At 37.1% G+C, this 20428-nt stretch carries 15 protein-coding genes, 1 riboswitch and 2 other annotated features; of the genes, 12 read left to right on the forward strand and 3 right to left on the reverse strand.

The window, feature by feature from the left end; genetic code table 11:
• The first annotated feature begins 10 nt into the window (after positions 1–10).
• The 3 genes from AB3H93_RS01650 to AB3H93_RS01660 all read left to right on the forward strand — a co-directional run bounded on the left by AB3H93_RS01650 (position 11) and on the right by AB3H93_RS01660 (position 4523).
• The gene (locus AB3H93_RS01650) at positions 11–1291 is read left to right on the forward strand and encodes an extracellular solute-binding protein (RefSeq protein WP_063626665.1); all 1281 of its coding nucleotides are present in this window, start codon (positions 11–13) and stop codon (positions 1289–1291) included.
• 640 nt (positions 1292–1931) lie between these two features.
• Positions 1932–3482, forward strand: a complete 1551-nt coding sequence (locus AB3H93_RS01655; protein WP_368020025.1) for a bifunctional UDP-sugar hydrolase/5'-nucleotidase — start codon at positions 1932–1934, stop codon at positions 3480–3482.
• 405 nt (positions 3483–3887) lie between these two features.
• Positions 3888–4523 carry a hypothetical protein gene (locus tag AB3H93_RS01660; protein WP_178286688.1) on the forward strand — a complete coding sequence of 212 codons (636 nt, stop codon included), beginning with the start codon at positions 3888–3890 and terminating at the stop codon, positions 4521–4523.
• A 63-nt stretch (positions 4524–4586) separates the two neighbouring features.
• Here the strand turns inward: AB3H93_RS01660 and AB3H93_RS01665 are convergent, their stop codons facing one another.
• Positions 4587–4802 carry a hypothetical protein gene (locus tag AB3H93_RS01665; RefSeq protein WP_178286687.1) on the reverse strand — a complete coding sequence of 72 codons (216 nt, stop codon included), beginning with the start codon at positions 4800–4802 and terminating at the stop codon, positions 4587–4589.
• Between the two features lie 117 nt (positions 4803–4919).
• On the opposite strand from AB3H93_RS01665, the gene AB3H93_RS01670 reads away from it, so the two are divergent.
• Positions 4920–6995 carry an LTA synthase family protein gene (locus AB3H93_RS01670; RefSeq protein WP_034699739.1) on the forward strand — a complete coding sequence of 692 codons (2076 nt, stop codon included), beginning with the start codon at positions 4920–4922 and terminating at the stop codon, positions 6993–6995.
• A 502-nt stretch (positions 6996–7497) separates the two neighbouring features.
• Complete coding sequence (locus AB3H93_RS01675) at positions 7498–8409, forward strand: helix-turn-helix domain-containing protein (protein WP_010738334.1); 912 nt, start codon at positions 7498–7500, stop codon at positions 8407–8409.
• Between the two features lie 115 nt (positions 8410–8524).
• On the opposite strand, the gene ndk is transcribed toward AB3H93_RS01675, so the two are convergent.
• Positions 8525–8968: a nucleoside-diphosphate kinase gene (gene ndk, locus AB3H93_RS01680; protein WP_010719910.1), complete on the reverse strand. Its 444-nt coding sequence runs from the start codon at positions 8966–8968 to the stop codon at positions 8525–8527.
• Between the two features lie 219 nt (positions 8969–9187).
• Positions 9188–9362, forward strand: a riboswitch (M-box (ykoK) riboswitch).
• 347 nt (positions 9363–9709) lie between these two features.
• On the opposite strand from ndk, the gene mgtA reads away from it, so the two are divergent.
• The 7 genes from mgtA (at position 9710) to nhaC (ending at position 19821) form a co-directional block, all read left to right on the forward strand.
• Positions 9710–12358, forward strand: a complete 2649-nt coding sequence (mgtA, locus tag AB3H93_RS01685) for a magnesium-translocating P-type ATPase (RefSeq protein WP_010738332.1) — start codon at positions 9710–9712, stop codon at positions 12356–12358.
• A gap of 439 nt (positions 12359–12797) precedes the next feature.
• Positions 12798–13469, forward strand: a complete 672-nt coding sequence (locus tag AB3H93_RS01690) for an HAD family phosphatase (protein WP_063626674.1) — start codon at positions 12798–12800, stop codon at positions 13467–13469.
• Positions 13470–13545: 76 nt separating this feature from the next.
• Positions 13546–13781: a binding site (T-box leader), on the forward strand.
• Between the two features lie 39 nt (positions 13782–13820).
• Positions 13821–14058 (forward strand) — a binding site (T-box leader).
• A gap of 62 nt (positions 14059–14120) precedes the next feature.
• Positions 14121–15194, forward strand: coding sequence for a methionine ABC transporter ATP-binding protein (locus AB3H93_RS01695; protein WP_368020026.1), 1074 nt, complete (start codon positions 14121–14123; stop codon positions 15192–15194).
• 1 nt (position 15195) lies between these two features.
• A complete protein-coding gene (locus AB3H93_RS01700; RefSeq protein WP_010719905.1) occupies positions 15196–15876 on the forward strand; it encodes a methionine ABC transporter permease in 681 nt (226 codons plus the stop codon).
• Positions 15877–15889: 13 nt separating this feature from the next.
• A complete protein-coding gene (locus AB3H93_RS01705) occupies positions 15890–16726 on the forward strand; it encodes a MetQ/NlpA family ABC transporter substrate-binding protein (protein WP_010738329.1) in 837 nt (278 codons plus the stop codon).
• A gap of 74 nt (positions 16727–16800) precedes the next feature.
• Entirely contained in the window at positions 16801–18036 is a 1236-nt protein-coding gene (locus AB3H93_RS01710) for a M20 family metallopeptidase (RefSeq protein WP_342081593.1), read from the forward strand.
• 372 nt (positions 18037–18408) lie between these two features.
• The gene (gene nhaC / locus AB3H93_RS01715) at positions 18409–19821 is read left to right on the forward strand and encodes a Na+/H+ antiporter NhaC (RefSeq protein ID WP_081127832.1); all 1413 of its coding nucleotides are present in this window, start codon (positions 18409–18411) and stop codon (positions 19819–19821) included.
• 69 nt (positions 19822–19890) lie between these two features.
• Here the strand turns inward: nhaC and AB3H93_RS01720 are convergent, their stop codons facing one another.
• Entirely contained in the window at positions 19891–20334 is a 444-nt protein-coding gene (locus AB3H93_RS01720) for a DUF305 domain-containing protein (protein ID WP_034699754.1), read from the reverse strand.
• Positions 20335–20428: the final 94 nt, after the last annotated feature.

A 20428-nucleotide genomic window follows, 5' to 3' on the forward strand; every position in this document is an offset into this window, starting at 1 on the left:
TAAAAAGAAGATGAAAATGAAAAAATGGGCTTCTGTGTTTGTGGCTGCAGCAGCAGTATTTGCGTTAAGTGCTTGTGGAAAGAATGAAAAGGTAGATAGTTCAAGTGAGGATATCGTAACAGAAATCAATGAAAAGACAACGATCAACTTCTGGCATGCGATGAATGGTGCGCAAGAAGAAGCATTAACTAAACTTACAGATGACTTCATGAAAGAAAATCCTAATATCAAGGTAGAGTTGCAAAATCAATCGCAATATTCGGATCTTCAAGCAAAAATCAATTCGACATTACCTTCACCTAAGGATCTGCCGACAATCACTCAAGCTTATCCAGGATGGCTATGGAATGCCGCTCAAGATGAGATGTTGGTTGATTTAAACCCTTATATCGAAAATGATACGATTGGCTGGAAGGATCAGGAAGAAATCCGTGATTCATTATTAGAAGGTGCTAAAATTGATGACAAGCAATATGGTATCCCTTTTAACAAATCAACGGAAATGCTTTTCTACAATGCAGATCTATTAAAACAATATAACGTTGAAGTGCCGACGACACTAGCAGAATTAAAAGAAGCTTCAAAAACGATCTATGAAAAATCAGATGGGCAAGTGGTGGGTGCTGGGTTTGATTCATTGAATAACTACTATGCGATTGGTATGAAAAATCAAGGTGTTGATTTTGACAAAGACTTAGCTTTAGATGGGAAAGAATCACAAAAAGTGATCGATTACTATGCTGAGGGCGTCAAAGATGGTTATTTCCGAATTGCTGGATCGGATAAGTACTTGTCAGGTCCTTTTGCAAATGAACAAGTGGCAATGTTTGTTGGCTCGATTGCTGGAGAAGGTTATGTGAAAAAAGATACTGAAGGAAAATTTGAGTATGGCGTTGCGCCACGTCCTGAAAAAATCAATTTGCAACAAGGAACGGATATCTATATGTTCAGTAGTGCCAGTGCTGAAAAACGCACAGCTGCTTTTGAATATATGAAATTTTTAGCGCAACCGGAAAACCAACTGTATTGGGCAAATATGACTGGTTATATGCCAATCGTTGAATCGGTTCTTGAAAGTGATGAATACAAGAATTCTACAGAAACAAAAGTACCACAATATTTAGAAGCAGCTACTTCTGATCTATTCTCGATCCCTGTGATTGAAAACGCAGATCCTGCTTATAATGAGGTACGTTCGATCATGGAAAACATTTTATCGAATACGAATCAAGATACGAAGAAACTGATAAAAGATTCCGTTCCTCAATTGGAAGATGCTTGGAATCAATAAACAATCGAACGAAAGAACGTTAAGAACGTTAGCTTGTTTGCTTTAGGCGGTTGTGACAAAAGTGTTTAACATCAAGAAATAAGAAGGAGTTTCCGAAATTTTCTTCTCAAATTTTGGGTCAATTTCGGCTTATTTTTCGAAGACGCTGCTTTTGTCTCGCTGTGAACAAGAGGCTGTGAGAGAAGCGTTTAGCTCCGAGCGAATAAAAGAGGATTTTTTAAAATAGTTCCTCATATTTTAGAAAATCATCGCTTATTGTTGAGGAGTTGCTTCTCGAACGCCGTTTAGCAAGCGGTCGTGAAAAGAGTGTCTTGACCTGAGCGCTCACCAAGTAAAAACTGCGACGAGTAATCGCAGGAGCATTAAGGAAGAAAATCTCGAAACAGCTTTCCATGTTTTGAGATTTTTTGACTTATCGCCCAAGGTCAGCTCTTTGAACACTGTTTAAAGCAAGAGGCTGTGAAAGAAGCGTTAAACTCCGAGCGAATAAGAGAGGATTTTTTAAAATAGCTCCTCATATTTTAGAAAATCATCGCTTATTGTTGAGGAGTTGCTTCTTGAACGCCGTTTATTCGTTTTTAGAGAGACTAAAAGAGACTGAGGCAAGTTTTGGTTCAGTCTCATGAAATGGGAGACAAGTATGAAAATAACATTGTTAGCAACTAGTGACGTCCATGGGTATATCTATCCAACGAACTATGCGACGGATCAAGAACAACCTTATGGCTATGCTAAAATTGCCAGTAGGATCAAACAAATCAGAGAAACTAGCCCAGACCCTCTTTATGTCATTGATAACGGTGACTTCATTCAGGGGTCACCTTTTAGTTACTACTTAGCAAAACAACAAGATCACCACGTCTCAGAATTAACGAATGTCTTAAATGAAATGGATGTGGATGCTAGTATATTAGGAAATCATGAATTTAATTATGGCTTATCTTACTTAGAACAAGCTATCGCTAGTTATCATCATCCTGTCTTATCTGCTAATATTTTAACGAGCAAAGGCAATCCTTATTTTGGACAGCCCTATGTGATGATTGAAAAACAAGGGATCAAAGTGGCGATTTTAGGGTTGACCACGCAATATATCCCCCATTGGGAACAACCTGAAACAATTAAAGACCTACAATTTGTTTCTGCAGTTGAAGCAGCGAAACAGTATGTACCTAAACTTAGAGAATTAGCAGATGTAGTGGTTGTAGCTTATCATGGTGGATTCGAGAGAGATTTAGAGACTGGCGAACCCACCGAAGCATTGACTGGCGAAAATGAAGGCTTCCAACTACTTCAAGAAGTAGCTGGAATGGATGCGTTGATTACTGGGCACCAACATCGAGTGATTGCTGCGAAGGTAAATGGTGTGCCGATTATCCAACCGGGCTATCGTGGCGAATTTTTAGGTAAAATCGAATTATCCTTGGAACGAACGGTTAATGGTTATCGTGTTTCGGACGGAAAAGCAGAACTGATTTCCTTAGTAACTGACGAGGCAGATGAAGACATTCTTTCACTTGTTCAAAAAACAGAAAATGAATTGCAAACATGGCTTGATCAACCAGTGGGAGAGGTACAAGGAGACATGAAAATCACTGATCCGATGCAAGCACGAATCGTGGAACATCCTTATATTGAGTTTATTAATCGGGTGCAAATGGCTGCCAGCGGAGTATCGATTTCTGGAACGGCTCTGTTCAACAATGAAGGTCAAGGATTCAATGAAACTATTACAATGAGAGAAATTATTACCAATTATATTTATCCTAATACTTTAGCAGTTCTTAAAATTACAGGGCAGGATCTAAGAGATGCCTTAGAACAAACAGCAAACTTCTTGGCAATAGAATCAGGCGAGATCGTATTTAATCCTGCGTTCATTGAACCTAAACCACAGTATTATAATTATGACATGTATGAGGGCATTGATTATGAGATCGATTTACGTCAACCAGTAGGGCAAAGGATCACTAAATTAGCCAGAGCAGGCAAACCGATCCATCCTGAGGAAGAGCTGGAAGTAGTCATGAATCAGTACAGAGCGGTCGGTGGTGGGAATTATCACATGTTTTCTGCCGATAAAATCATTCGTGAAATCCAAATCGATATGACTGAACTGATTGCTGATTATTTAAGAAAACATCAACAAATTCATGCTGAAGTGAATCATAACTTTCGGGTAATCAAGTAAACAAGGGGGACAGAAATTAGTGAAATCTGTCTATTCAAGTCTATTCAAGAAAAGAGCAAGCCAAAACGAAGGTAAATAAATCGAAGCATGCAATTAACAAAATTGTTTATCAAAACTAATCCAAAAGGTAATTGTTGTAAATGATTAACAGTCTCAAGTCTTGTAAGTTTCAGGTTATTTTCAATGTACGTATAACGTTTTTTTGGTGAAAGTATGATCTTAGAAACGTTCTAAATTTGCTTTACTATAAATTTAGTTACAACCTTTTTTATAAAACGATCCATCAGTATGGGTTATTTATAAAAAAATTTTCGTTATTTAATATCTTTTTTTACTTTTTTGTCTTTACTCTTCATTTTTTGTATATAATGGAATAGGCAAATTTGAATGGGAGTGGAGAAAGGTATGAGAAAAAAACGTCCTTTTCTTCTCTTTTGGTTAGTTGGTTTTTTCTTACTGCTTTTTTTATCAGCCGCAGTTTCAGGAAAAATGACAGCAGATATCGCTCAACTAGAAACAGAAAAAATCATTGCAAGTAAAGAATCAGTAGATAAATTTAAAAAAGAATTTTCTACTTATTGGTGGAAGGATTACAAGATAGTAGCCAACTATGATAAGGGAGAATTAGAGCTTTATTTGCCAAAAGACAAGGAAAGTAATCAGTTTATCAATATTGATGATGTCTTAAGTGCTATTTCGTTAAGACAATATCAATTCAACGATAAACATTTGACCGTCTTACTTTTAACCAATGACGGAGAAAAACTAGCTCGATTAAAGAACGGAAAAGTAATAACCAGCTATTCAGATAAGGTGAATCGTGAGGTTGTTAGTACCCGTCTGAAAGATTGGATAAAAATGAATAAAGAAGTCAAAGAAAATTCTGATACGACTCAGGTTGAGCCGACTCAGGAAAGTTCTTCTGAACGTTCGGAAACAATTCAAAGTACGACCCAAAGTAAGTCCAAGACGCAATCGAGTCGTACAACTAAAAATAGCACAAAAAACGGCAAAGCAAGTCAGCAACAGAAGGCAAAGTAACACGAGTATTTTAGTAAGAGTACGAAAACTGTGAAATAGATGGGGCAACACGTCTTTTCCAGCTCAAGTACTGAAAGGTGCATGATAGTCATTCGTTTGAAATGATGGAAGTTCATTTGTTTTTACTAAGTTACTGTTTTTTGCTGAATCTTTGACTGATTGTTCTTGCTTCATTCGATAACTAGAACTATTGTAGTTCAGGTTGACCAAAACAAAAACAGCTAACAAAAACTCCTCAGGATGGACATATTTAGTCTGAGGGGTTCTTTTTTTTGGCATAGATATCCATAATTGCTCCCTTCATTTCTAAAAAAAATCTTAAAATAACCCTTTTTTTAGGAAATTTTCATTTTTTAGGAGCAGAATAAAAAAAAATAAAAGAGAGAAGTGATACTTGTGACACATTTGAAAAAATTGTGCCAAAATCGTTTGCTGATTGTTTTGACAGCTAGTTTTTTCTTTTGGCTGAAAACGATCTTTGCCTATTACGTTGATTTTTCATTGGGCGTTGAAGGCAGCATCCAATACTTTATTCTGTGGATTAATCCAATTGCAACGACATTGTTGTTTTTTGGTTTAGCATTATATATAAAAAAATTGAAACCCGCATTGATTGTTCTTTTAATCATTGATATTTTAAATACGCTTTTGCTTTATTTGAATATTATTTTTTATCGAGAATTTACAGATTTCGTGACCGTAAAGTCTATTCTAGGCTTTTCTAAAGTTTCACAAGGTTTATCAGGAAGTTCCTTTGCATTAATGAGACCTCATGACATTTTGTATTGGTTGGATATATTAGTATTTGTAGGACTCATCATCTGGATGTTTGTTAAAAAAATACCAGTAAAAAGTCCTGCAGTCTCTAAACCAGTGGCGATCGCAGTCACTTGTCTGTCAGCGTTGATTTTTTCAGGAAATTTAGCGCTTAGTGAAGCAAATCGTCCCCAATTGTTGCAACGGACGTTTGACCGTTCTTACATCGTCAAATATTTGGGAATCGATGCCTATACTATTTACGATGCTATCAAAACAGGGATGACAAGCAGTGTTCGTGCGCATGCAAGTAGTAATGGTGTAGAAGAAGTAAGAAAATACACCGAAAATCATTATGCTGCTCCTAATCCAGCAACATTTGGCGTAGCTAAAGGGAAAAACATCATTGTCCTGCATTTAGAAAGCTTCCAACAATTTCTAATCAATATGAAGGTAGATGGTCAAGAAGTAACGCCATTCTTAAATAGTATCTATAAGAATCAATCAACGATCAGCTTTGACAATTTCTTCCATGAAGTTGGACAAGGAAAAACAAGTGATGCAGAAAATATGTTAGAGACGGGAACTTTTGGTTTACCACAAGGTTCTCTGTTTACCGAGCTAGGTTCAGATAACACGTTCCAAGCTGCTCCAGCAATCTTGGCGCAACAGCAAGGCTATACGAGCGCGGTTTTCCATGGGAATGTCGGGAGCTTCTGGAACCGAGATCATGTGTATAAAAATTTAGGCTATGACAACTTCTTTGATCGTTCTTATTTCAATAGTTCAGATGAAACGTTGGGATATGGTATTTTAGATAAGGACTTATTCAGAGAATCAGCTAAATATTTGGAACATTTGCAACAACCGTTCTATACTAAGTTTCTTTCGGTAACCAATCATACGCCATACTATACAGACGATAAACATTTTAATTTCCCATCATTGAAGACTGGCAATAGCAGAGTAGATGATTACGTCCGGACAGCTCATTATTTAGATCAATCGTTGGAACAATTCTTTACGTATTTGAAAAAATCCGGTATCTATCAAAATTCGATGTTTGTCATCTACGGAGATCATTTTGGAATATCCAATACGGATAATAAAGACTTGGCGAAAGCCTTAGGAAAAGACCCTGCTACTTGGGATGATTTTGATAATGCTCAAATGCAGCGAGTGCCATTGATGTTCCACATTCCAGGTTATAAAAAAGGTGAGATCAATCATGAATATGGTGGCGAAATTGATGTGTTACCTACCCTGTTACACTTAGTAGGAATCAATGATAAAGACTATATCCATTTTGGTACAGATTTGCTTTCACCACAGCATGATCAGTTGGTTGCCTTTAGAAATGGTAATTTTGTGACACCTAAATATACCGTTTTAGATGGAAAAACTTATAATAACCAAACAGGGGAAATCATTGATCCTAAAAAAGCTGGTATCCAAAAAGAAGTGGAAAAAGATCAGAATCAAGTCAAAACGGCTTTAAGTTTATCTGATAAGTTGAATCAAGAGAATCTATTACGTTTCTATGTACCAGATAACTTTAAAACGATTGATCCCAAAAAGTATGATTATAAAAATGATGCAGAGAAAAATGAAACCATTGAAAAACAAAAAGGAAGCAAGTCCACGAGTGTTTATTCTAAAAATGGAAATAAAACAACGACTAACCTTTACCCTGCAGAAACAGATGAGAATAATTAAATGAATAGTTAATAAAACTTCCAAAAAAGTCGATTTGTTTTCACTTTTTTGGAAGTTTTTTTTATATAATTCGTAAACTTTTTTATTTTAGCGTATGTAATTAGTGAAGGAAACAAATTTTTTACAGCGATTCTTTTGGAAGTGAAAAATCCGAGGAAATTTGGATAGGTGTAAAAAATGATGGCTGAATTCAGTTGAATCAAATAAAAATAGAAAAGGAAAATAGGATAAACTTGTCAGCTATAGGTTGACCGAAGAATAAAAATCAGAAACAACAAGGAGGGGAAACGTTTAATCAAAACAACAACTGGCAATGAACGAACATGTACATATAGAAGCACAGATCCAAGCAGCTAATTTATTTTTCAACACTTTGGCTAAACATTTCTTATCATACAAACGGTCATGTGATACGTGTTGTAGAAGTGTTACAAGAAGGATGAAAGATCAACTGTTTCGTACATGGCACTCATTCAGTTATTGGTTTTGGTAACGATCAATTATGTATGATGGAGAATTAATCAAGCAACTTCGAGTGAATCGAAAGTTGACACAAACACAGTTAGCAAAGGGAATCTGTTCTAAAACATCTCTAGTAGGAATCGAAAATCATACCGTAAAGAAGATCTCTTTTTGTACACTAAAAGCCTTCTTGGAACGCTTAAATATTTCTTTGGCCGAATATGAATGGTTACGTAATCAGCTTGAAGAACCCAAAAAAACGAAGAAAAGTCGGCATCTTTTAAATAAAATCCAAGAAGAGAACTTTGATCCTTATAAGGAAATTGCCAACAACCGAAAGCAATATAAAAAAACAGCTGATTTATACTATTTAATGTTAAATCTACAGATGTTTTGGCAGACGAATGGAAAAATGGAGTTGCAATTAGAATTTCTAGGATATGAGTGTCGTACGATTGAAGAATACTTTATGAAAATCAGGGAATATGGTCATTTTGAGTTAGACATTCTTTCCAAGTATCCCTATATTTTCAGTGATTCATTTCTAGACAATCATTACTTGAAAATCAAAAAAAGAATGCGACAAATGACCGATTCTTTGAATGAAGACTATTTATTTACATTTTTAATGAATCTCACGCTTTATTATATCGATAAAAAACGTTTTAAAAAAGCACGTAGTATCAACCTCGATATGTCTCGCAGTTTGGCACACAAAGAAAAATCAACAATCATTTATGAAAGTTTGATGACAGAATACTACAGAAAGCTGATTGCACAAGCCTTAGGTGAGCCACTTTCAAAAGAGCTGAATACTTTTTTTACGGTCATCGAATATACTCTAGGCAAGAAAGAGCGCAAACGTCTTGAAGAGAAGCTCTTGGAAGTGATAAAAGAGGAAGAGAAAAAAATGATGCTGTTTGAACAGATTGCCAAGATAGAACAAGAATAAGTAAGACAAGTGAATAAGAGAGTAGAAAAGACCTTGCAACAATCATTGACTAAACGAACTGTCAGGTACTTTTCTGCTCTTTCACTCAACTATCAGTCAGAGCAAATCTGTTTGGTCATTCAGGATGAACGATCTCAGATTTTTGCTTTTTTGTATCGAATAATGGGAAAAAACGATTGATTTCATTGGTTGCAGCATCTCTTGAATCAGATGCATGAATGATATTTTCAGTTCCAGGTAAGGCATAATCTCCACGAATCGTTCCAGGAACAGCATCTACAGCTTTAGTTGCACCGACCATCTTACGGACGATATCGATGACATCCTCTCCAGCTAAAACAAGATAGACTACTGGTCCCGAGGTCATATAATCAATCAATTCATCGAAAAAGCTCCGACCACTTAAGTGATGATAATGCTCTTGTGCGAGTTCTTTTGTCATTGTTGCAAACTTCATTTCAGTAATTGCTAATCCTTTTTCTTCAAATCGTTGGATGATCCGCCCAATTAAATGACGTCTGACACCATCCGGTTTGATAATGACCAATGTACGTTCCATCTGATACACCCCTTTTTTTGTTATACCTTTATTATACTGGTGTCTGAGTAAACCCACAATCAAAGTGAAAAAGCTGATCAACATGCGGGCTATTAAATTCAATAAGAATTTTCTAACCCTATCAATCAAAAACAATTTATTTACCATAAATGTTTGGAAAAAGCAAAAAATAAGTTTGACAATCGGTGCATAAGTTGTTATATTTACGAAGGAAAACTAAATAGGATTTGTTAGGTGAGGCTCCTATACAAACACAGGCTACTGCCCAAAAACGTCGAGAGACGCCAATGGGTAGAACAGGAATTGTCGAGACAAGGCTTTTCATAAGGTAGCTAAAAGCAAGGAATTGCTTTTTACGTTGTACAGTGTCAAAACTCAACGATGAGATCAAAGAAGCTTTTTTTTATGTGCTTTTTCGACCTTTCGCTGAATTTTTGATGAAAGGTCTTTTTGTGTTGAAACAATCCTAACAAACAAAAAATGGAGGTGGTTTCGTTGGGAAGTTGATGCTTTTAAAACGAAAGAGAAACAAGAACAATTCTATCAAGTTAAAGGAGATGAGAACAAATGGATGACAGTCCTGCGAAGAAAATAATGCGAGAGAAATTGCTGGCTGAGGCTATTATCTATCTGTTTTCAGCCCCTTTAAATACAGCATTTTCTCCATTACTCAACTAACTAAAAATAACCCAGCTTAAATAAGTATTGCTTATATTTACTGGGTCTAAGGAGAAAAATGAGATGGAAAAAAAGAGAGATACACAAAAAATGTATGCTGCATTTGCAGGAAAGACAAAACAAGAATTATTGAACTTCTTTCATTCGACTGATCAAGGAATGAAAGACGAACAAATTGAAGAATCAAGAGAAAAATATGGTGAAAATTCAATCTCTTATGGGAAGAAAACACCCTTTATTGTAGAAGCTTTAAAAGCTTATATTACACCATTCACCTTGGTATTGATTGCACTCGGAGTGATTTCATTTATCACAGAATACGTGTTAGCCGCTCCTGGGGATAAAGATTTATTTGGAGTAATTATCATCTTTACGATGGTCATCGTCAGTGGAACGATGACGTTGGTTCAATCTGTTCGCTCTAACCAAGCCGCAGAAAAATTAAAATCATTGGTAAAAGTAACCGCAGCAGTTAAACGTAACGGTGATTATACTGAGATTCCAATGGAAGAAATCGTTTGTGGAGACCTTGTTCGATTATCAGCAGGTGATATGATTCCTGCAGATATGCGTCTGTTGTCAGCTAAAGATTTATTTATTTCACAAGCTGCCTTAACTGGTGAAAGTTACCCTGTCGAAAAGCAAGCGATTGTTTACGATGATGAGACTTTGAGTGAAACTAGTTATGAAAATTTGGCTTTTATGGGAAGTAACGTTATCAGCGGGAGTGCTGAAGGTATTATTGTATCTGTTGGTAATGAAACATTATTTGGACATGTGGCTCAAACGCTCTCTGAAAAGCCGATCAAATCAAGCTTTGAAATTGGTATTCATAAAACATCCATGTTATTGATCAAATTCATGGCTTTAATGGCACCAACAGTTATCGTTATCAATGGGTTGACTAAAGGGGATTGGCTGGAAGCTTTTCTATTCGGTTTATCTGTAGCAGTCGGTCTTACACCTGAAATGTTACCAATGATTGTTACTACGAACTTAGTTAAAGGTGCTAGCGTGATGGCGAAAAAAGGAACGGTCATCAAAAATTTGAATGCGATCCAAAACTTTGGTGCGATCGACGTGTTATGTACGGATAAAACTGGGACATTGACTCAAGATAAAATCATTTTAGAATACCACATGGATTGTTCTGGTAAAGAAGATGATCGTGTTTTACGCCATGCGTATTTAAATAGTTACTATCAAACAGGATTAAAAAATCTGTTGGATGTAGCAATTATTGATGAAGCCAAACAAACATTAGCAACCGATAAAATCAATTACCGCAAAGTGGATGAAATTCCATTTGACTTTGAACGTCGTCGGATGAGTGTCGTTGTAGAGGACACCGCAGGTAAAACACAAATGATTACCAAAGGTGCGATCGAAGAGATGTTGAGTATCTCTAATTACATCGATATTGATGGGATCGTTAGTCCATTAACCAATGAAAAAAGAGAATCAGTTCTTGCAAAAGTGAGAGATTTAAATGAAGATGGTCTACGTGTAATCGGAGTGGCCCAAAAAACAAACCCAAGCGTAGTTGGCGAATTTTCAGTGAAAGATGAATCAGATATGGTATTGATTGGATACCTTGCTTTCCTTGATCCTCCAAAAGAAACGACGAAACAAGCACTAAAAGCATTGAAAGATCATGGTGTCGCAGTCAAAGTCTTAACTGGTGATAATGAATTAGTCACTCGTTCGGTTTGTCGTCAAGTGGGTCTGGAAATTAATGAATTGATCACTGGAGAAAAGATTTCAGAAATGGATGATCGCGAATTAGCACAAGTTGCTGAAAATCATGAAGTATTTGTTAAATTGAATCCTCAACAAAAGGCTCGTTTAACGACTGCTTTACGTCAAAATGGCCATACCGTGGGCTTTTTAGGTGATGGTATCAATGATGCACCGGCAATGAAAGTAGCGGATATCGGTATTTCGGTTGATACAGCAGTAGATATCGCAAAAGAATCAGCCGATGTGATCTTACTAGAAAAAGATTTAACGATTTTAGAAAGAGGTCTTTTATCTGGTCGAGAAACATTTGGGAACATCATGAAATACATCAAGGCAACTGCAAGTTCAAACTTTGGGAATATGTTCTCCGTCTTAGTTGCCAGCACATTCTTACCATTCTTACCAATGTTGCCACTGCAAATTCTCTTTTTGAATTTGATTTACGATGTGTCTTGTATCTCACTTCCATGGGATAAAATGGATAAAGAATATCTACATGAGCCTAAAAAATGGGAAGCATCAAGCATTGGGAAATTTATGGTGTATTTTGGACCTACGAGTTCGATTTTTGATATCACTACCTACTTATTGATGTACTTTATCATTTGTCCAGCAGTTGTAGGTGGAGATTTCCATACATTAGATGCACAACAAAAGATCGTATTTATTGCGTTGTTCCATGCAGGTTGGTTCGTTGAATCATTATGGTCACAAACATTAGTCCTACACGCACTACGGACACCAAAGATTCCATTTATTCAAAGCAATGCGACATTTGCGATGTTTACGATTACGACATTAGGAATCGTTGTAGGTTCGATTCTGCCATTTACAGGTTTTGGTGCAGAACTAGGTTTGATGCCGTTACCAGGAACTTACTGGACTTGGTTAGTCGTAACGATTTTAGCTTACTTGACATTAGTGACAATGGTCAAAAAATTCTATATTAAAAAATTCGGCGAACTATTGTAATGGTTGATGAATGAACACCGTGAAAAAGAGGTTGTGAAGTCATCGGGTAGCTCCGAAGACAATAAGAAAGAATTTTTTGAAACAGCTTCTCATGTTTTGAAAAATTCAGGCTTATTGCAAGGAGTTGATGAATGAACACCGTGAAAAAGAGGTTGTGAAGTCATCGGTTAGCTCCGAAGACAATAAGAAAGAATTTTTTGAAACAGCTTCTCATGTTTTGAAAAATTCGGGCTTATTGCAAGGAGTTGATGAATGAACACCGTTTACCCGTCCATTCTCACCTCTAATCATGAGTTCGGGGCACTTCAAAAGTGCCTCGGACTCATTTTTTTTCTATACCTTTCATTTTATTATGAAAGGAAAATATGATTCGTTCTGTGCAAATAACAATGAAACATGCTAAACTATGGATATTGTTTTCTGAAAGGAATAGTGAAAAATGAAAGGCGCAATATTTGATTTAGATGGACTATTAGTTGACACGGAGAAAACCTATCGTGATGGTTGGTTATGGGGATTCCAACAGTATGATTTAGCGATTCCCAAAGAAGTAGTAGATGCTTGGGGAGGTAAAAACTGGAAGCAAAGTTTTGACATTTTAGTGAAAGCAGCTGGAAGCCCTGAAAAAGTTCAAGAAGTTCGTGCCAAGCGTGAAGAATATTTTTATCAACAGCTTCATAACGGTGGGATACAATTAAAACCCTATGCGAAAGAAGTTTTAGCCGAATTAAAAAAACGAGACTTACGACTTGGATTAGCAACAACGACAGTTACTAAAAGAGCGACTGATATCTTAGCCCAATTTGATTTGGCTAATTATTTTGATACGATGACATTCGGTGATGAAGTAAGTGAAAACAAGCCTTCACCTGTTCCTTACTTAACCGCTTTAGAAAGAACAAAATTAGTTGCTTCAGAAGCATTTGCAGTGGAAGATTCTTTAGTTGGAGCTACTTCTGCTTCCCGAGCTGGGATGGGCGTTGTTTTAATTCCAGATACTAGTTTTGAACGAAATTATACAGCAGAAGAAAAAGAAAAATTAAATTTACTTGCTGAAGGAAACGACTTACGAACTGTTATTGAAATGTTAGATAAAAAAACAACAAAATAATTCAATCATTTTTTTGTAAACTTCTTCCTTGACTTTTAATTATGAGTACGGTAAATTATTCGCAACAACTAAATAAGTATATTCGTTGATAAGGAAAGTAAACTTGAACGATTTCTTAGAGAGGCTCTGTTTGGTGAAAAGAGTCAAATCCGCAAAGTTGAAAATGGCCTTGGAGAATAATTTGTCGATAAGTAGATAAATTCGGTCGTCGTTCAACCGTTAAACTGAACCCCAATCTCTCAGGAATGAGACGTTGGCTAGAGGGAAGGAAACTTCCGAATAAAGGTGGTACCACGATTCGTCGTCCTTTTACTAACATTTTTTGTTGGTAAGAGGATTTTTTTTATATATTTTTTTGCAATGATGTAGTAAGTACAGTTGGAAATCTTTTAACAGAGAGCTTCGGGAGCTGAGAAGAAGCAAAGAGGAACGATTGGAAAATGGCTACTGAGCATTTTACCCCAAGCATTTTGTGAGGCGGTAACGGCTGCGACCGGTATCTCGCTAGAGTATGTTTGTACTTGAAGAGGAGCGACATGTGAATGTGGCTTGAATATGAGGTGGTAACACGCAAAAAGGCGTCCTCAAGGAAATGATTGAGTTCATTTTCTTGAGGATGCCTTTTTTATTATACAACAAGGAGGAGAACGAATGATTGAGTTAAAAAATATCAGTGTCCATTTTGAGCAAAAAGGTAAAGACATCCCAGCTGTCAATGAAGTGAATTTATCAGTTGCTCAAGGAGATGTCTATGGCATTGTGGGCTACTCTGGGGCAGGAAAAAGCACATTAGTTCGTGTGATGAATTTCTTACAGAAACCAACGAAGGGGGAAGTAATCATCCAACAGACGAATTTAGGTGATCTCACACCAAAAGAATTAAGAAAAGAACGGAAAACGATTGGTATGATTTTTCAACACTTCAACTTAATGGAAAGTCGCACAATTTTTGACAACGTTGATTTCTCCTTAAAGTATACTGGGAAATCAAAACAGGAACGTCGTCAGAAAGTAAGTGACTTACTGGATTTAGTAGGGTTAAAGGAAAAAGCTTCTGCCTATCCCAACCAATTATCTGGAGGACAGAAACAACGAGTAGCGATTGCTAGAGCTTTAGCAAATGATCCCAAAATATTGCTTTGTGATGAAGCGACGAGTGCCCTTGACCCAAAAACGACTCATCAAATTCTAGCGCTGCTCAAAAAATTAAATCGCCAATTAGGATTAACGATCGTCTTGATCACCCACGAAATGCAAGTAGTAAAAGAAATTTGTAATAAAGTGGCGGTGATGGAAGCTGGACGAATTATCGAAAGTGGAAGTAGTGTTCAAATTTTTAGTCATCCAAAAGAAGAACTAACGAAAGATTTTATACGTACAGCGACTCACTTAGATCAAGCATTGGAAAAGATTACTAGACAGCAAGGCTTTGCAGAAGAGCTTACGGATAAATGGCTAGTTGAACTGAGTTATGTGGGGAGCCAAACGAATGAACCATTGATTGCCCAGTTGTATAGCAAATACCAAGTAACAGCAAACATTCTTTATGGCAATATCGAATGGCTGCAAGAAACACCGATAGGTAGCTTGGTGGTAACTTTAGCGGGAGATAGCATTCAAAAACAAAAAGCTCTAGATTATTTGATCCAATTAGGTATCAAAGTCAATCTCTTACAAAAACATGAAACACAAGAAAGAATCAAACTCGTTGAAGGAGGCGTTTAAGATGAACGAATGGCTCAAAAGCTATCTGCCAAATGTTTATTTGATCCCAGATGAATTCATTGAAGCGACAAAGCAAACACTATATATGACTTTCTGGTCTGCTTTGATTGGGGGAATCTTGGGCATTATATTAGGGGTGGTTTTAGTCGTTACCCGCCCTAAAGGATTAATTGAAAACCGCTTATGTTTTGAACTTTTTGATAAGGTGATCAATATCGTACGATCCATTCCATTTATCATTTTACTCTCTTTACTTGCATTGACGACTCGTTTTATTGTCGGAACAACAATTGGAGCAACGGCAGCACTAGTTCCTTTGATTGTCGGCATCGTTCCTTTTTTTGCTCGACAAATCGAAAATGCCTTGCTTGAAGTTGATCCCGGTGTTATCGAAGCTGCACAAGCAATGGGAACGAGTCCATTGGGTATCATTTTTCGTGTTTATTTACTGGAAGGACTACCTAGTATCATTCGTGTCTCAGCTTTAACGATCATCAATGTTATTGGCTTAACCGCAATGGCAGGTGCTGTAGGAGCTGGAGGTTTAGGAAATTTAGCTATTTCTCGGGGCTATAATCGATTTCAAACAGACGTAACGGTTGTTGCGACATTATTGATTTTGGCATTGGTGTTTTTAAGTCAATTTATCAGTAATTTTTTAATTAAAAAAATATCACATTAATGGAGGAGAAAAAATGAAAAAAGTGATTCGATTTGCTGTAGTGACATTCGTCGCATTATTTTGGTTGGCAGGCTGTAGTCAAGGAAAGGCAGATACAAAAACAAAAGAAACAACTGTCAAATTAGGGGTGATTGGTGAAGATACAGATGTTTGGGACGATGTAAAAGCACGTCTAAAAAAGGAGAATATTGAATTAGAATATGTAAAGTTTACCGATTATAATCAACCAAATGCGGCCTTAGCTGATGGCTCAATTGATTTGAATGCCTTTCAACACCAATTCTTTTTAGATAACTATAATGAAGAACATGGCACAAATCTAGTTTCAATCGGAAACACCGTAAATGCCCCATTAGGAATCTATTCCAATACGATCAAAAAGATTGAGGAAGTAAAAGAAGGTGCAAAAGTAGCCATCCCTAATGATGTAACCAATGGGGGACGCGCTTTACTTCTTCTTCAATCAGCGGGGCTGATCAAAGTTGATCCATCGAAGGGGCAGACTCCGACGATTTCTGATGTGACAGAAAACGATAAAAAACTTAAGCTCACAGAATTGGATGCTTCGCAAACAGCACGTGCGCTAAACGATGTGAGTCTTTCGGTCATCAATAGTGGGGTAGCAGTCGATGCAGGGTTCACACCAACGAAAGATGCAATTTTCTTAGAACCAGTGGATGATCGTGCCCGCCCTTATGTCAACATCATTGTTGCCCGAAAAGAAGATGAAACAAACCGTACGTATCAAAAAATCGTTGATACTTATCAAACTGAAGCAACTGCTAAAGTCATTGAAGAAACGTCAAAAGGTTCGAGTGTTCCAGCATGGAAAACCTTTGGTCGTAAATGAGCATTATCAGAAAGTACAGCTCAAATGAACTAGAAATTTTTATCTGAAGCCAGCATACAAGGAGGAATTTTTTTATGACTACATCAACTATTTCAACGAATCGATCCAGTTTATTGAAAGAAGCGATCCAAGAACGATTACCAGAATATCAAGCACTTGCCTTGGATATCCATCAACATCCAGAAGTGAGCAATTACGAATTTTATTCATCTGCTGCATTGATTCGCCAATTAGAAAAAGAAGGCTTTACAGTTGAAAAGGAGGTCGCTGGACACCGTACAGGATTTGCTGCTAGCTATCGCTCAGATAAGCCAGGTCCGACGATTGCATTTTTAACTGAATTTGATGCACTTCCTGGAATTGGACATGCGTGTGGACATAATCTTTTTGGAACGTATTCCGTATTAGCCGCGAGTATCATTAAGAAACAAATTGACGAAATTGGTGGTGAGATCCGAGTGTATGGAACACCAGGGGAAGAAGGAGGAGAGAATGGTTCAGCGAAAGGGAGCTTTGTTCGTGAGGGATTATTTGACGATGTGGCGGCTGCTTTATGTGCTCATCCAGCTTACCGTTACGGAAAAACAACCGAATCGCTAGCTAATGATCCAGTTGATATCAAATTTTATGGAGTTGCTTCTCACGCTGCTGCAGCACCCGAAAAGGGAGTAAACGCATTAGAAGCACTGATTCAAGTTTTTAATGGTATCAACGCACTACGCTTACAATTACCTAAAGATGTCAATATCCATGGGATCATCACTAACGGCGGAGTTGCTGCTAACGTCATCCCTGAATATGCTGCAGGACGTTTTTATTTACGTGCTGGCAATCGCCAAACATTAGATATAGTCTTTAAAAAAGTGGAACAAATCGTGAAAGGGGCTGCGTTGAGTACGGGCACAAGCTATGAATTTGGTTTGTTTCAAAATGCGGTAGATCATATGATTCCGACACCTTCTTTCGATGAGTTGTTTTTTACACATGCAAAAGCAGCTGGAGTTCCAGAAACGGAAATCGATGTAACAGAAAAGACCAGCTTAGGGTCCTCTGATGTAGGGAATGTCAGTCAAGTGATTCCGACGATTCAACCAACTATTTCGATTTCAGATGAGTATATCGCTGGACATTCGGAAGAGTTTAAAGCAGCCGCAAAAAGTGAAAAAGGGTTGGCATCGATCGCCATTGCAGCAGAACTATTAGCGTCTACCGCTTTAGATTTATTCGAACAACCAGCTTTATTGACAAAGATTCAGGAAGAACACCAACAACTTTTAGAAAAAAGTCAGTTAACTGGTTCGACTTTTTAAATAAATAATGATTTATGATTTGAAAAAAATAGTCATTTTGTATTGACAAAAAATCTCGCAGAAGGTAAACTTCATGAAAGTCAACTTTTCACATAGTAGCGTTTCAGGTGTTTTGTTCAGAAAGTCGGTGGTAGCTGCGAACCGATCAAGCCGAAATGTCGAATTACATGAAAAGGAATAAAAACTAAATAGTTAAATCAAAGTGAAAAACAGAACTGTTTTTAATTAAGGTGGTACCGCGGAGTCATTCGTCCTTAGTTGAAAATAGTTCTTTTTGTTTGATTAGAGGGGGAAATGCTCATGAATTGTGGCGGAGTCATTCGATATCTATTCTTTTTTAGTACTTCGATTAACTAAAAAAGGAGAATGATTATGAAGAAAAAAGGAAAACCGAGTTTTAAAGAAGCTGTATTTGTCTTATTGGTGATTGTGGCAAGTATAGCAATTGGGGTTGTCGGATTAAAATTATCACCAAACATTACGATCTTAGCAGCAATTGGAATGATCATGCTTTACGCTGTAGTGAAAAGATACCCAACAGAGTGGTTACATGAAGGAATTATCAATGGAATCAAACCGGGAATCATTCCGATTTTTATCTTTATATTAGTCGGCGCACTGATTGCGGTGTGGATCCAAGCAGGAATTATCCCGACACTTATGGTTATTGGTTTTAAATTGATAAGTGTCAAGTGGTTTGTTCCTTCTGTATTTGTTGTTTGTGCTATCGTCGGTAGTGCAGTAGGGAGTGCTTTTACTGTCATGTCAACGATTGGGATCGCATTTTTCGGTATTGGTACGACATTAGGAATTAATCCAGCGTTAGTCGTGGGATCAATTGTTTCAGGTGCTGTTTTTGGAGATAAAATGTCTCCTTTGTCAGAGTCAACCAATCTAGCCGCAGCAATCGTTGATGCCGATCTATTCAAGCACATCAAACATATGATGTGGTCTACGGTTCCAGCTTTTGTCGTTTCCTTCTTTTTGTTCATGGTTCTTGGACACACAAATAGAGAAACTAGTCTAACGGCTATCCGAGAAGTCACTGATATCCTAGAAGCAAACTTTACAATTTCTTTTTGGTCGTTGATTCCCTTGTTCTTGATGTTATTATGTGCTTGGAAAAAAGTACCAGCTATCTTGACTATTCTATTAAATATAGCTGTGGCGGTGGGGATGATCTTTATTCAGAATCCGCAAACTTCTCTTAGTGGTTTAGCGACAGTGATTGAATCTGGATTCGTTGCAACTACTGGCAATCAACAAATTGATTCATTACTTAGTCGTGGTGGGATCGAAAGTATGATGCCAACTGTTTCTTTGATCATTTTAACATTATCACTTGGTGGATTACTCATTGAATTCGGTTTGATTTCAACTGTTATGGATGTCGTTTCTAAGAAAATGACCAATACACCAAAATTGATTTTCACCACATTGATGACAAGTATTGGTGTCAATCTCTTTATTGGAGAACAATTTTTATCAGTTATCTTACCTGGGAATGCGTTCAAAGAGACTTACCAGAAAGCTGGGTTTGACCCAACTGTTTTAGGTAGAACGTTAGAAGATGGTGGCACAGTGATCAATTACCTTGTACCTTGGGGAATTGCGGGCAGCTTTGTAGCTAGTACCTTTGGGATTCCAACCCTCACATACTTACCATTTGTCTTTTTCAGTTTACTCTCACCAGTTTTTTCAATGGTTAGCGCCTTTACTGGATTAGGGATCGCAAAAATAGACGAAAAGCCGAATGGAACGCTTGGTATCGATACAAACGAATAAACTCTCGGAATATTTGAATCAAAAAAACGCTCAAAACAGCAATGTTTCGGGCGTTTTTTTACGATATACTTATTTTTGTTCTTCAATCAACTTCTTCATTTGTTCGATTTCTTTTTCTTGCGCTTCGATGATGTCGTTTGCTAATTTCTTGACTTCAGGATCTTTCAAATTGGCACGTTTACTGGTTAAAATAGCAATCGAATGATGAGGGATCATGGCTTTCATCCAAGCGACATCACTGACTGTTGTTTGACTACGGACCATAAACAAAGAACCGGCAAATACTAAGACACTTACCCCTAAAATAATTTTGTTCAATGTTTTATTCTCATACATTTTCCACATAAATAAGAGCATGATGATCGCCATTACAGCGCCCATCATCAATGCCATGAACACCCGTGTACGACTAAAGAAAAGATGATCGATCGAGTAGACATTCAAATACATCATACCAAACATGATGACGGTCGATACCCCAATCATTAATAAAAATTTCCAATACTTTTTCATTTAAAAACACTCCTTTTATTTTTTCCCCAACTTTTATCTTCTCAGCTTACAAAAAAACAAGCAACTAAATTGTTTGGTACAACTTAGTTGCTTG

The organism is Enterococcus sp. C74, assembly GCF_040887125.1.
GTDB classification, from domain to species: domain Bacteria; phylum Bacillota; class Bacilli; order Lactobacillales; family Enterococcaceae; genus Enterococcus_B; species Enterococcus_B hirae.